Here is a 13,859-nt window from a genome sequence, read left to right as displayed (position 1 = left end):
GAGGCGGGTGATCGGACTCCTGGGGCGCCCGGCGGGCGTGGTGCACACTGGCAGGCATGTCCGTGCGCACCACCCCCACCCGCCCGCGCCGCCGACGGCTGCCCCTGCCGCGCCGGCTGGTCCGCAGCCTGGCCGGGCAGCTGTTCGTCGTCCAGGTGGTCATCGTGGCCGCCGTGGTCGCGGGCGGCGCGGTGCTCGCGTACCTGTACACCGCCGAGCGCACCGAGGGCGCGGCCCGCCGCGAGGTCACCTCCGTCGCCCACGCCGTCGCCGACTCGCCGTCCGTCCGGACCGCCGTCGCCGGGCCCGACCCGACCGCGGTGCTCCAGCCGTACGTCGAGCAGGTGCGCCAGGACACCGGGGTCTCCTTCATCACCGTCATGGACACCGGCGGGGTGCGCTGGACCCACCCGCTGCCCGATCAGATCGGCAAGCGCTACCTCGGACACATCGACTGGGCGCTCGCCGGCCAGACCCGCAGCGAGACGTACACCGGCACGCTCGGCCCGTCCGTGCGGGTGGTCACCCCGGTGTGGGACGACCGGCACCAGGTGGTCGCACTGGTCAGCGTGGGCCTGACGCTGGAGTCGATCTCCGCCCAGCTGGGCGTCCCGCTGCTGGCCCTGGTCGGGGTCGCGGTGGCCGCGCTCGCCCTCGGTGGGGTCGGCACCTACCTCGCCAGCTCCCGGCTGCGGCGGCACACCCACGGCATGGGGCCGGACGAGCTCAGCCACCTCTACGAGTACCACCAGGCCACCCTGCACTCGGTGCGCGAGGGGCTGATCCTGCTCGACCGCTCGCACCGGGTCGTGCTGTGCAACGACGCCGCCCGCGAACTGCTCGGCCTGACCGGCGAGTTGGACGGACGGCCGATGACGGGGCTGGGCCTGCCGGAGGCGCTGGTGGCGGCCGTGCTCGGCGAGGCGCCGGTGCGGGACGAGGTGCATCTGACCGCCGAGCGGGTCGTGGTGCTCAACACCTCCACCATCGGCACCGGCCTCGGCCGGGTGGTGACCCTCCGCGACCACACCGAACTGCAGTCGCTCAGCGGTGAGTTGGACTCGGTGCGCGGCTTCACCGAAGCACTCGGGGCGCAGGCGCACGAGGCCTCCAACCGGCTGCACGCGGTCGTCTCGCTGATCGAACTCGGTCGCCATGAACAGGCGGTGGAGTTCGCCACCGCCGAGCTCGAACTCGCCCAGCAGCTCACCGATCGGGTGGTCGCGGCGGTCAGCGAGCCGGTGCTGGCCGCGCTGCTGCTCGGCAAGGCGGCCCAAGCGGCCGAACGGGGCGTGGAGTTGACCCTCACCGAGGACAGCCGGATCGACGACGGGGTGCTCCCGCCCGGCCTCTCCGCCCGGGACCTGATCACCGTGCTCGGCAACCTGATCGACAACGCCGTGGACGCCGCGATCGCCGGAGCGGCGCAGAGCCCCGTGCCGCCGGAGGTCACCGTCACCGCCCGGATCGACGGCGGGGACTCCCCGGACGCCTGCCTGCTGCTGCAAGTCGCCGACACCGGGGCGGGCATCGACCCGGCCGCCGTCCAGGACGTGTTCCGGCGCGGCTGGAGCACCAAGCAGGACGGCCACGGACACGGCCTCGGGCTGGCCTTGGTCGCCCAGACCACCCGGCGCAACGGCGGCACCGTCGACGTCGGGCGGGAGCGAGGCGCGGTGCTCACCGTGCGGCTGCCGCTGGCCGGCCGGGCTCGGGAGCGGGAAGGGACCCTGACGTGACGGCGGCCGAGGGCGCCCGGTCGGGGATCTCCGTGCTGGTGGTCGAGGACGACCCGGTGGCCGCCGCCGCGCACACCCTCTACGTCGAGCGCGAGCCCGGCTTCCGTGCCGCCGGGACGGTGCACAGCTGCGCCGACGCGCTGCGCTTCCTGGAGAAGGCGCGCGCCGCGGGAACGCCCGTCGACCTCACCCTGCTCGACCTCTACCTGCCGGACGGCCACGGCCTCCAGCTCTGCCGCACGCTGCGCGCGGCCGGGCACGGCACCGACGTCATCGCGGTCACCTCGGCCCGGGACCTCGCCATGGTGCGGCAGGCGGTTTCGGCGGGCGTCGTGCAGTACCTGCTGAAACCGTTCAGTGCGGCGGCCCTGCACGACCGGCTGGAGCGCTACGCCCGCTACCGCGACAGCCTCGGCCGGGCCGGGGAGGCGACCGGGCAGGACGAGGTCGACCAGGCGTTCGCGCTGCTCCGTACGTCCGAGCGCAGCACGCTGCCCAAGGGGTTGAGCGCGCCCACCCTGGACACCGTCGCATCCGTTCTGCGCGAGGCGGCGACCGGGCTGTCGGCGGCGGCCGCGGGCGCCGCCGCCGGGGTCTCCCGGATCACCGCGCGGCGCTACCTCGAACACCTGGTGGACACCGGACGGGCGGTGCGGGAGCCGCAGTACGGGAACGTCGGGCGGCCGGAGCTCTGCTACCGGTGGAAGGTCCGGGCGTGAACCCTCGGCGCGGTTGAGGTCGGAGCGCGTGGGCCCCGGGGCCTCGGGCGGCTCGGACGTTCGGGCGCTCGGGCGTTCGGGCGTGACCTTTCAGTGCTGCGCTCGTTGGATCGGTCGGGGGCGGCGCCAGTCATACCGGGGGAGGTTCACTCGCGCGGGTGGTTCTGGGCGCCCCTGGGGCATTCCGCCAGGTCGCGAGCGATAAAGTTAGGCTTACCTAACTTCTTCTGGGGGTTCGCCTTGTCGCTCGCCGCCGTACCCGCCCAGGCCGCCTCCGGGGCCATCGCCACCGGGGCCCCGCCCGCCGGCGAGGCCATCCTGCGCCGCCAGCGCGTCCGCGAGTCCGCCGCCCGGACGTACGCCCGCTCCTTCCCGATCGTCCCGGTCCGGGCCAACGGCATGACCGTCGAGGGCGCCGACGGGCGGCGCTACCTCGACTGCCTCTCCGGCGCCGGCACGCTCGCCCTCGGCCACAACCACCCCGTGGTGCTGGAGGCGATCCGCCGCACCCTCGACAGCGGCGCCCCGCTGCACCTGCTCGACCTCGCCACCGCCGAGAAGGACGACTTCACCAGCGCACTGTTCGAGAGCCTGCCCGCCGAGTTCGCCGGCTGCGCCCGGGTGCACTTCTGTGGACCGGCCGGGACGGACGCCGTCGAGGCCGCGCTCAAGCTGATGCAGACCTCCACCGGCCGCGCCGGCGCGCTCGCCTTCACCGGCGCGTACCACGGCATGACGGCCGGAGCGCTCGCGCTGACCGGCAGCGTCGTGGTCAAGGAGCCGCTGCCGAGCGGCGGCGAGGTGGTCCGGCTGCCCTATCCGTACGGCTACCGCTGCCCGTTCGGGGTCGGCGGGGAGGCGGGCGCCGAACTCGCCGCGACCTACGTGGAACGGCTGCTGGACGACCCCTCGGGCGGGGTGGTGCCGCCCGCCGCGATGATCCTGGAGGCCGTCCAGGGCGAGGGCGGGGTCGTCCCCGCGCCGGACGGCTGGCTTCGAGAGATGCGCCGGATCACCGCCGAGCGCGGCATCCCACTGATCGTGGACGAGGTGCAGACCGGGGTCGGACGCACCGGCGCGATGTGGGCGGTCGAGCACAGCGGCATCGTCCCGGACGCCATGGTGCTCTCCAAGGCCATCGGCGGCAGCCTGCCGCTCGCCGTCGTCGTCTACCGCGAGGACTACGACGGCTGGCGGCCCGGTGCCCACACCGGCACCTTCCGTGGCAACACCCTCGCCATGGCCGCCGGCGCCGCCACCCTGCGGTACGTCGCCGCGCACGGGCTGGCCGAGCGGGCCGCCGTGGTCGGCGCGCGGATGGTCGCCCGACTGCGGGAGCTCTCCGCCGAACTACCGGTGATCGGCGAGGTGCGCGGGCGCGGGCTGATGCTCGGCGTCGAACTGGTCGACCCGACGGCCGAGGCCGACGCCTGCGGGGCCCGTCCGGCCGATCCGGCGCTCGCCGTCCGGGTCCGGGAGGCGTGCCTGGCGCGGGGGCTGATCATGGAACTCGGCGGGCGGCACGACGCGGTGCTGAGGCTGCTGCCGCCGCTCACCATCACCGACGAACAGGTGGCGGCGGTGCTCGACCGGCTGGCGGAGGCGATCGAAGCCGCTGCTTCCGCCCGGGGTGGCGCGTGACCTCCGGGTCCGGCACGGTACCCGAACTGCAGGGCGACGACGTCCCGTTGGACGCGCTCGCGGGCGGGGTCGGCGGGCCCGGGGCGCTCGGGCCGCTCCTGGCCACCGTCCTCGACGCGCTCGACACCGGTGCCGGGCTGCGTTCCGGCCCGCTACCGGCGGGCAGCCCTGCCGAGATCGCCGCCCTGGTCGCCGACGGACTGGCCGGCGCGGGCGGTCGCGGCGCGCTGGCCCGGCTCACCGAGCTGCTCGCCTACGGCGCCGTCGACCCGGCCGATCCGGCCTGTGCCGCCCACCTGCACTGCCCGCCGCTCGCCGTGGCGGCCGCCGCCGACCTCGCGGTCAGCGCGCTCAACCCCTCGCAGGACTCCTGGGACCAGGCCCCCGCCGCGACCGCCCTCGAAACCGCGCTGCTCGCCGAACTCGCCGCGCTGGTCGGCTACGACCCGACGCGCGCGGCGGGCGTGCTCACCTCGGGCGGCACCGAGTCCAACCTGATGGGGCTGATGCTGGCGCGGGACCAGAAGCTCGACGGCATCGTGGAGTTGGACGGCCTACCGGTCGGCGTACGGCCCTGCATCCTCGCTTCCGAGGCCGCGCACTTCTCCGTCCAGCGCTCCGCCGCCCTGCTCGGGCTCGGCGAACGGGCCGTGGTCAGCGTGCCGGTTGACCGCCAACTCCGAATGATTCCCGAGGAGTTGGACCGCGTTATGGCCGAGGTCAGCTGGGTCGGGCGAACCCCGATCGCGGTCGTCGCCACCGCCGGTACCACCGACACCGGTGCGATCGACCCGCTGGAGGCCGCCGCCGACCTCGCCGGCCGCTACGGCGCCTGGCTGCACGTCGACGCCGCGTACGGCGGCGGCGCGCTGCTCTCCGACCGACTCGCCCCGCTGCTCGACGGCATCGCCCGCGCCGACTCGGTCTCCCTCGACTGGCACAAGCTCGGCTGGCAGCCGGCCGCAGCCGGGGTGTTCCTGGTCCGGCGGGCGGAGACCTATGTGTCGCTCGCCCGGCGCGCTGAGTACCTCAACCCGATGGACGACGAACAAGTCGGCTACCCCAGCCTGCTCGGCCGCTCGCTGCGCACCACCCGCCGGGCCGACGTCTTCAAGATGGCCGTCACCCTGCGCACCCTCGGCCGGGACGGGCTCGGGCGGCTGGTGGACGCCTGCCACGAGTTGGCGCTGGCCGCCGCCTCGGCCGTGTGTGCCGAACCCTCGCTCGAACTCCACGCCGAGCCGGTGCTCACGGCTCTGCTGTTCCGCTACCGGCCGCCGGGGCTGACCGACGAGGCCGCCGTCGACGAGCTGAACGGGCAGTTGCGGCGACTGCTGCTGCGCACCGGGCGGGCGGTGGTCGGGCGCACCGAGCTGCCGGGCGAGGGGCCGGGGCGGGTCCGGCTGAAGCTGACGCTGCTCAACCCGCACACGACGGTGGGGGAGGTGGGTGCGCTGCTGCGGGAAGTGGTCGGGGCGGGGCGCAAGGTCGCGGGGGAGCGGGCGGGGTAGGGCTCGGCCCGAGGCCGCCCGAGACGGCCTGGGCCCGTCTGCGCCCGCCTCCGGTTCCGGTCTTCGGGCTTCGAACCGGGGGCTTCGAACTGGGGTGGAGGCGGGTGCGGGGTGCGACGGGGGTCAGTCGCTGAGCAGGATGTCGCGGGCGAGTTCCCAGGTGCGGCGGTCCGCGGCGACCAGGAGGCCGTCCTCGCAGCCGGGGGCCTCGGGGCGGTAGGGGGTGCCGTCCAGTCGGGCGGCGACGCCGCCGGCCTCGCTGAGCAGCAGGGAGCCGGGGGCGTGGTCCCAGGGGAGGGTGCGCCAGTAGAGGACGAAGTCGAACCGGCCCTCGACGACGTCCGGGTACTCAATCCCGGCGGCGCTTCGGCCGGGGGAGATCTCGCCGAAGGCCGAGCAGTTGGCCTCCAGCCGGCGGCGCCGGTCCGGGTCGAGGAAACGACTCTTCAGGATGCCGGTCAGTTTGGCGGGGTCGGCCGGTGCCGGCGGGCGGGTGAGGCGCTCACCGTCGCGCCAGGCGCCGGCGCCCAGTTCGGCGCGGTAGCCGGTGGCGGTGGTGGGCTGCCAGATCCACGAGGCGACGGTTCGGCCGGAGCGGACGAGGGAGCACATCACGGCGTAGTCGGGGCGTCCGGCGACGAAGTTGGAGGTGCCGTCCACCGGGTCGACCAGCCAGACGGCGGGCTCGTCGTGGATGGCCCGGGCGAGCGACGGGTCGGCGGAGACCGCCTCCTCGCCGACCACCGGGACGGGGAGCAGTTCGCGCAGACGGCGGGCGATGATGGCCTCGGCCTCGCGGTCGGCGACGGTCACGATCTCGCCGGGCGCCTTCTCCATCACTTCGCCGGCGGCCAGTGCCCGGAAACGCGGCTCCACCGCCTCGGCCGAAGCCTCGGCGAGTATCTCCGCCACCTTGTCCATCAGCACGTTCGTGCTCCCTTCGCTGCCTACCACTGTCGCACGGCTGCGCGGAGGGGGTTGCGGCGGACGGGGGCGGAGAACAGCTGACAGCTGACGGATGACAGATGTTGAAAGCTGTTATCTGTTAGCTGTCATCTGCCGACTGAACTCGGTCAGCCGTCAGCCGTCAGCCGTCAGCCGTCAGCCGTTCGTCCTCACGCCCCCAGGTAGTGGAACCCCGGGCGCGGGTGCATCAGGAACTCGTGGTGCGAGATGTTCCACGCGTATGCTCCCGCCATCGCGAACAGCACGCGGTCCGCCGCCCGCAGGCCGTCCGCGCCCCCCGCCGCCCGCGCCAGCACGTCCTTCGGGGTGCACAGCTGTCCGGCCAGGGTGGCCCGGCCGGTGGTGACGGCGGGGCGGGGCCAGGGGTGCGGCCAGGTGTCGATCGGGAGCACCTCGAAGGACTGGGAGTGCCCACGGGTGGCAGGGGTGCGCAGGTGGTGGGTGCCGCCGCGGACCACCGCGAAGTCCTCGCCGTGGCTCTGCTTCACGTCCAGCACCTCGGTCGCGTACCAGCCGCAGTAGGCGGTCAGCGCCCGGCCCGGCTCGATCCGCAGGGTCAGCCCGGGGTGGGCGTCGAGCAGCTTGGCCAGGCCCTCGCCGAAGGCAGTCCAGTCGAAGCGTGCCGCCGGGTCGTCGTAGTCCACGGCCATCCCGCCGCCGATGTTCACCTCGGCAAGCGGGAAGCCGTTGCGCTCGGCCAGTCCGGCCGACCAGGCGGCGATCTGCTCGGCCACCGACAGCTGCTCCGCCGCCGCCAGCCCGCTGGCCAGGTGGGCGTGCACCCCGCGCAGGCGCAGCTGCCGCCCGAGCGGATCGCCGCCGGTGAGCAGCCGGACGCACTCCTCGGCCCGCTCCGGGTCGAGTCCGAACGGCGTCGGCCGTCCGCCCATCGCGAGCGGCACCGCGTCCAGGGCGTCGGTGACCACCGGCAGGTTGACCCGGAGCAGCACGTCCACCGCCGCCTCCGGCCGGTCGGTGAGCACGGCGCCGAGCCGGTGCAGCTCCTGCTCGCTCTCGACGTGCCAGCGGTGCACCCCGGCGTCGACGGCGGCGGCGATCTCGGCCGGGGTCTTGCCCGGCCCGCCGAAGGCCAGCGGCGCATCCGGCACCGCGGCCCGCACATGCGCCAACTCCCCGCCGCTGGAAACCTCGTAGCCGTCGACGGCGTCGCGCAGGGCGGCCAGCAGCGGCGCCTCGGGGTTGGCCTTGGCGGCGTAGTACAACTCGACCCGCTCGGGCAGGGCGGCCCGGACGGCGGCGGCGTGCTCGCGCAGTGCGGCCAGGTCGTAGACGTAGGCGGGCAGTTCGTCGGCCGCGAGGGAAGCGACGTGGCGGTGGACGGTGCTGCTCATCGGAGGGCGCTCCCGGCGGGCAGGTGGGCGGTCATGCGGACGGCCTCGGCGAGCACCGAGCCGGCCAGCGGGGACGGCAGCCGGACGTACCCGGCCTCGCGGTCGGCCTTGCGCTCCCAGCGGGTCAGCAGGTTGGCCTTGGCGGGCAGCGGGACGCCGGCCAGCAGGGCCCGCAGCCGGGGCGGTCGGCCGTGTGCGGCGGCGTACTCCTCCAGGGTGTCCCGGACGGCCTGCCAGAGCGCGCCCTCCAGCTCCGGGTGCCGGTCAGCGAGGGCGGCGAGCAGTTCGGCGACGTGGTTGACCAGCAGGCAGTAGACCACCCGGTCCCAGCCACGCTCGGCGTCGTACGTCATCGGGTCGGCCACCTCGGGCGGGAGGGCGGCCAGGATGTCGGCGTTGTGCTCGGGGACCAGCTTCGTCCCCTCCAGGTCGCGGAAGAGCACCTGGGCCGGACGGCCGTCGGCGTCGACGCCGATCAGCACGTTCTGCAGGTGTGGCTCCAGCACCACCCCGTGGTCGAAGTAGGCGGCCAGCACCGGGGGCAGGAGCAGCCGCAGGTAGGTACGCCACCAGTCGAGGGCCGCAGCGCCGTCCGAACTGTCGCCCAGCAGCCGGGAGACGTGCGCCGAGCTGGTCGGGTGCTCGTCGGCGACGGCGGCCGCGAGCAGCGGGGTGACACCGGGCCGCAGCAAGCCGCCGAAGCCCTCACGCAGGATCAGTCCGAAGCTCTCGTACAGCGCCCGGTCGGGGTGGCCGTCGGCGCCGGGCAGGGCGAGGGTGCGGAAGGCGGGCTCGCGCAGCATCGTGGCGTCGGGGAAGCGCCGGGTGAGGTCGCTGAGCGCGGGGGCCAGCAGCCGGGTGAGTTGCACGGCACCGGTCAGCTCGTAAGCAGCGTTCTTGCGCAGGCAGTTGGTGATGCGGACGTTGAGGCTGAACTTGAGGAAGGCGTCCGCGCCGTGCAGGGTGCGTACCGAGGCGGTGGCGGTGAAGCGTTCGCCGCGCGGGCCGAGGTCGAGGATGTCGCCGCGGGCGATGGCCTCGCGCAACAGCGGGTGGTCGCCGATGAGTTGGTACTGCCAGGGGTGGGCGGGCAGCAGCCGGTAGCCGGCCGGGACCTCGCCGAGGCCGTCCAGCAGGGCGCTCGCGCTCCCGTCCAGGGACTCCTCGGCCAGCAACTCGGCGCGGACGGCGAGGTGACGCAGCGGGAAGGCCGCGCGGGACTCGGGCGCGTACCGGCTCCAGCCACCCCTGGCGGCGGAGCGGGACTTGGGGGCCGGGTGGAAGCGGTGGCCGAACAGCAGGGCCTGCTCGGACTCCAGGTAGCGGTCGTCCCCGGCGGCCGGGCGCTCCTCCAGGCCCTGGCTCACGCCGTGGTGGCTGGACGCCACCTGGTCGAGGAACTCCTCGTTCACCGTGCCGGTGCGCAGCTCCAGTTCGTCCTGGGCGTACTCGGCCAGCTCCCGCCAGCCCAGCTCCCGCCAGCCGTCCGCCGTTTCCTCGAAGACCGGTCCGGCGAAGCGGTGCGCGCCGAGCAGTGAGGTGCGGCGCAGGGCGACCCGCAGCAGGGCGCCTCGGCGGGGCATGCGCAGCAGCAGGTGGCCCTCGTCGGCGGCGGTCTGGTGCTCGGGCGCGGAGACCTCGCGCAGCAGGCAGTTGAGCAGGGTGTGGGCCACCGCCTCGTCGGCGGTTGGCAGAGCGGTCGGAAGACTGGTCGGCAGGCCGGTCAACAGGTCGGTGGGTAGGTCGGTGGGGAGGCCGGTCGGGGTGGTGGCCGACTGCGGGCGGGCCGTGCGGGCGGTCATCGGGGGCTCCTACGGGTCAGGAGGGCGAGCAGGGCGGCGGCCAGTGCGGCGACGGTGCCGGTGACGACGGGGGCGGCCGGTCCGCCGCTGCCGTTGGCCAGCGCGGCGGCGAGTCCCGCGGCGACGGCACCGCACTTGGAGACGGCCTCGCGGGTGCCGAACATCCGGCCCGGCGCGCGGCCCCGGGCGGCTTCGGCGGCGAGGACGGCGAGGCAGACCAGGCCGAAGGTCATACCGAGCCCGAGCACCGCCCGGGTGAGGGCGAAGGCGAGCAGGGAGCCGGCCGGGGCGTGTCCGGCCAGCCCGAGGGCGACCAGGGCGAAGCCCAGGGCCAGCCCGGTGCGGGGCCGCGCCTCGACGGCGGCGTGCACCCGTCCGGCGGCGATCAGGTAGACCAGGTGCGGCAGCGCGAACAGGAAGCCCGCGATCGTGCCGTTGACGCCCGGCAGTCGCTGCTGCACCAGGGTGATCAGATAGGGGAAGGAGATGATGGTGGCGAAGACGAAGGCGAACTCGAAGGTGTAGAGCAGCCTCAGCGAGCCCGGCGGGTCGGCCTGCGCCGCGTCGCCGCCGACCGGCGTCGCGGCCGGGCGGATCGGTTCCGGCAGGAAGCCGAGCAGCACGGCGGCGGTCAGTGGCAGCAGCGCCATCAGCAGGTACTGCCGGTGCGGATCGATCCACGGCGACAGCGCGCCCACCAGGATCGGCGCCGCGACCAGGGCGGCCCGGGCGCTGCCCTGCATCAGGGTCAGCGCCTTGGACAGTTGGGATCCGTCCAGCGCCGAGGCGAGGTAGCCGTTGGTGGCGGAGAAGGTGCCGCCGAGGAAGCCCTGGAGCACCAGCGCGATGGTGAACGCGGGCAGGCTGTCGGCGGCGCCCGCGAGCAGGAAGGAGACGGCGAGGCTGAGTTGGGCGCGCAGCAGCAGCCGTTTCTGGCCGAAGCGGTCGGCCAGCCGGCCCCACAGTGGTGCGCCGAGGGCGGTGAAGACGGTCGGCGCGATGTAGAGCAGACCGGCCCAGCGGCCGTCGTGGTCGCCGAGGCCCGGGAGGATCTCGGTGAGGTAGGGCGGCAGGCCCAGGGCGGCGAAGGAGGCGACGAAGTAGCAGGCCGCGATGGCGTGCACCTGGCGCCGGTCCAGTCCGGCCGCCCCGACCGGCCGCACCAGCGGTTCGACGGTCATCGTGAACGGTCCTTCAACAGCAGGTAGTTGGGGCCATCGGTGTAGTGCTTGTTGATGTCGGTGGCGCCGCTGCGCTCCTTGCTGAGCAGGGTGCCGGCGCTCACCATGGCCTTGACGGGCAACCGTTCGGCCTCCAGCAGGTCCGTGCGCAGCGGCTGTCCCGCCGGGCCCAGGCGGGCGAGGGCCTCGCCGAGGATGTCGCGGAGCAGTCCGAGGCCGCGTTCCAGCGGTATCCGGTCGTGCGCGGCGAGGCCGAACGCGAGCGAGGCGGCGCACAGGTGGCCGGTGATCGTGGTGAACAGGTCGGTGAGTGCGCGGTCCTGCTCGCCGAGGATTCTGGGGTCGCGGAACTCGGCGACCAGCTGGGCGAGTTCGCCAATCCGGGCGGTGTTGATCCTCGGCCCGTCGTTGTCCTTGTAGAGCAGCCGCAGACCGGTGCCGTCCAGGACGAGCGAGGTGTTCTGCTGGTGCGACTCCAGGGCGATGCCGTAGCCGAACAGTGTGGTCTGCCAGTCGATCAGCAGCCGCAGTAGGTCCTCGTACAGCCCGAGGACGGACCCGGCGTAGAAGCGGTCGGCCAGGTGGTCGATCACCAGCCGCCCGTCGGGTGCCTCGGCGAGCAGGGCGGCCAGCGGAACGGTGACGGCATCGTCGAGGCCGTCCGGGTAGCGGCGCAGCAGTACGGCCAGCAGTTCGGAGTCGCCGTGGGCGTAGCGCTGCTCGTCGACGTGCAGTATCCGCCCGGCGAAGCGCGGCTCCCGGGCGACCACGGCCTCCACTAGGCGCTGCCCGAGCGCCCCGTTGGCCAGGGTGACCGGCTTGATGGTGCGCCGGTTGCGCAGCCCCAGGGTCGCGGTGGCCAATGGGAGTTTGAGGTGGCAGGCCGGGTCCTGGGTGACGGCGACGGTGCGCATGGACAGCGTCGGCAGCACAGTGAGGTACCGCGCGGGGGCGAGCACCGCGCCCGGTGCGATCCGCTCGAAGTCCTCGCCCGCGGTGAGCGGGTGGACCGGGACGGTGAGGAACTCGCCCGGGACGCCGAGCTGTTCGGCGGTCGGCCACCAGGCGGGCAGCGGGCCGTCGCCGCGGACGGTGAGGTGCGCGGCCGGGACGGCGAGCCAGCGGAGCTCGAAGCTCGGGTGGAACTCCGGCGCGTAGGCGCGCAGTTGCGGCTCGGTCAGGCCGGAGCGGCCGCGGGCGGTCGGGTAGACCGGGTGGTCGAGGAAGGCGGCGAGGGCCTCGAAGCCGAGCGAGGCGCTCGGGCCGGTCCAGTCGGCCACGTCCTTGCCGTAGCGCTCGGAGAGTGCCGTGTGCACCTCGGGGCGGACCCGGTCGTGCAGCTCCATGGTGGCCAGGGTCTGGCGGCACTCCTCGGCGAAGGCCAGGTGGCCGGGCCGGTCCAGCGGATCGGCGCGCTCGGCCAGGTGGGCGAGGATGGCGGGCAGCTCGGCGAGCCGGACGCCGTCGGCCTCCAACTCCGGGAGCCGGGCCGCGTGGTCGCCCTGGAAGCCCTCGGGGGCGACCGGCAGGGCGAGCGTTCCGTTGCTCAGCCAGGAGCCGTCGGCCCGCTGCTCCAGGACGCCGTCCGCGCGCAGGCCGAGCACGTCCTCACGCAGCAGGGCGGACAGCACGCGCAGGGTCAGTTGGTCGGCCGAAGCCCCGTCTCCGGGCGTGCTGTCGACGGGCGTGCTGTCGGTTGGCGTCATGAGGCGATCTCCCAGCGGTTGGCGGCGATGAACTCCGCCACGGCCGTGTCCACCGCGCCCTGGCCCGGGCCGACCGCCCAGACGATGCCCAGGTAGTCCCGGTTGGTGCGGTAGAGCTCGTGCCGGGCGCCGAGTTCGCGCACCGGGCGGTAGGAGAGCGTGACCCCGTCGGCCCGCCGCTCGAACAGTGGCTCGGGCGCGGCGGTCAGGGTGCCGGCCCGGTCCGCGCAGACGCGCTCGTGGCGGGCGTGCCGGTCGGTGCGCGCGCCGAGGTCGGTGGGCAGCGTCTCGCCGAGGTGGGTGCGCAGCACCAGCTCGAAGTAGGGGATGCCGAGGATCTCGGCGAGCATCAGGTCGCACTGGTCGCCGATGGCGCGGTAGTTGACCTCGATGATGCGGGCGCGGCCGTCCGGCTGGAGGACGAACTCGGTGTGGCAGGCGCCGAGTCCGACGCCGAGCGCGTCGAGCTGGGCGAGCACCTGGTCGGCCACCGGCTCGGGGTGCGCCGGGGCGAAGGTCAGCACCTCCTCGATGAAGTCCGGCGGCGGGGAGAGCCGGGTGCGGAAGCCGCCGAGGACGTGCCGGGCGTGGCCGTCGCCGAGGGTCTCCAGGGTGCACAGCTCGCCGGCCAGGAACTCCTCGACCACCAGCGTGGCGCCGGGGCGGCGCTGCTGGATCTCCTCGACGCGCAGGGCGAGTTCGTCGGCGTCGGCGACCAGGGTGACATCCTCGCTGGCGACACCCTCGCGGGGCTTGAGGATGCACGGGAAGGGCGGGGTGAGGTCGGCCGCGTCCTGCCCGGGCGCCAGCTCGGCGGACCAGACCCGGTCCAGGCCGGTCTCGGCGAGGTGGCGGCGCAGCTCGCCCTTGTTCTTGGCCCGTAGCGCGGCCTTCCAGTCCTTGGCGGGCAGGCCGAAGTAGTCGGCGACCAGAGCGGTCTGGGTCTGCAGGTGGTCGCTGTTGCTGAACACCGCGTCGGGCGCGTGGTGTTGGGATATCGCCCCGATCACCTCGCGGAAGTCCTGAACGTCGCACTCCACCAGCTCGTACGGGAACTCGGCGTCGGTGTAGGCGCGTTGGTGGCCCTCGATGTGGTCGGTGAGGACGGTGACGTCGAGACCGAGCCGGGCGGCGGCGGGCAGGAAGCCGCAGGTGACCGAGTCGGTGGGGTTGAGGGCGAGCAGGTAGAGCCGCATGGGGGTGTCCTTGGGGGCGAGGTGGCGGGCGAAGGGCGGCGAACAG

At 74.3% G+C, this 13,859-nt stretch carries 10 protein-coding genes; 4 read left to right on the top strand and 6 right to left on the bottom strand.

The annotated features are described in order from the left end of the window. Positions 1-56 precede the first annotated feature (56 nt). From ACWC9T_RS15625 to ACWC9T_RS15610, 4 genes are all read left to right on the top strand, one after another. Positions 57-1,739: a sensor histidine kinase gene (locus ACWC9T_RS15625; protein ID WP_449821587.1), complete on the top strand. Its 1,683-nt coding sequence runs from the start codon at positions 57-59 to the stop codon at positions 1,737-1,739. Then, a complete protein-coding gene (locus ACWC9T_RS15620) occupies positions 1,736-2,458 on the top strand; it encodes a response regulator (RefSeq protein ID WP_449821586.1) in 723 nt (240 codons plus the stop codon). Before ACWC9T_RS15625 ends, ACWC9T_RS15620 begins: the two co-directional genes overlap by 4 nt. Positions 2,459-2,698: 240 nt before the next feature. Continuing rightward, a complete protein-coding gene (locus ACWC9T_RS15615; RefSeq protein WP_449821585.1) occupies positions 2,699-4,099 on the top strand; it encodes a diaminobutyrate--2-oxoglutarate transaminase family protein in 1,401 nt (466 codons plus the stop codon). After that, a complete protein-coding gene (locus ACWC9T_RS15610; RefSeq protein ID WP_449821584.1) occupies positions 4,096-5,610 on the top strand; it encodes a pyridoxal phosphate-dependent decarboxylase family protein in 1,515 nt (504 codons plus the stop codon). The genes ACWC9T_RS15615 and ACWC9T_RS15610 overlap by 4 nt, the downstream gene beginning before the upstream one ends. Positions 5,611-5,733: 123 nt before the next feature. Here ACWC9T_RS15610 and ACWC9T_RS15605 read toward each other — a convergent pair whose 3' ends face one another. The 6 genes from ACWC9T_RS15605 to ACWC9T_RS15580 all read right to left on the bottom strand — a co-directional run bounded on the left by ACWC9T_RS15605 (position 5,734) and on the right by ACWC9T_RS15580 (position 13,813). Beyond that, entirely contained in the window at positions 5,734-6,531 is a 798-nt protein-coding gene (locus ACWC9T_RS15605) for an inositol monophosphatase family protein (protein ID WP_449821634.1), read from the bottom strand. Between the two features lie 194 nt (positions 6,532-6,725). Then, a complete protein-coding gene (locus tag ACWC9T_RS15600) occupies positions 6,726-7,928 on the bottom strand; it encodes a type III PLP-dependent enzyme (RefSeq protein WP_449821583.1) in 1,203 nt (400 codons plus the stop codon). Further along, on the bottom strand, positions 7,925-9,730 hold the full coding sequence (locus ACWC9T_RS15595) for an IucA/IucC family protein (RefSeq protein WP_449821582.1): 1,806 nt from the start codon (positions 9,728-9,730) through the stop codon (positions 7,925-7,927). Before ACWC9T_RS15595 ends, ACWC9T_RS15600 begins: the two co-directional genes overlap by 4 nt. After that, complete coding sequence (locus ACWC9T_RS15590; RefSeq protein ID WP_449821581.1) at positions 9,727-10,911, bottom strand: MFS transporter; 1,185 nt, start codon at positions 10,909-10,911, stop codon at positions 9,727-9,729. The genes ACWC9T_RS15595 and ACWC9T_RS15590 overlap by 4 nt, the downstream gene beginning before the upstream one ends. Beyond that, positions 10,908-12,617, bottom strand: a complete 1,710-nt coding sequence (locus tag ACWC9T_RS15585) for an IucA/IucC family protein (protein ID WP_449821580.1) — start codon at positions 12,615-12,617, stop codon at positions 10,908-10,910. Before ACWC9T_RS15585 ends, ACWC9T_RS15590 begins: the two co-directional genes overlap by 4 nt. Then, positions 12,614-13,813: an ATP-grasp domain-containing protein gene (locus ACWC9T_RS15580; protein WP_449821633.1), complete on the bottom strand. Its 1,200-nt coding sequence runs from the start codon at positions 13,811-13,813 to the stop codon at positions 12,614-12,616. The genes ACWC9T_RS15585 and ACWC9T_RS15580 overlap by 4 nt, the downstream gene beginning before the upstream one ends. Positions 13,814-13,859 lie beyond the last annotated feature (46 nt).

The sequence above is a fragment of the Kitasatospora sp. NPDC001159 genome, assembly GCF_053598235.1.
Note: the sequence above shows the minus strand (reverse complement) of the source record. Positions and strands in the feature narration are given on the sequence as shown.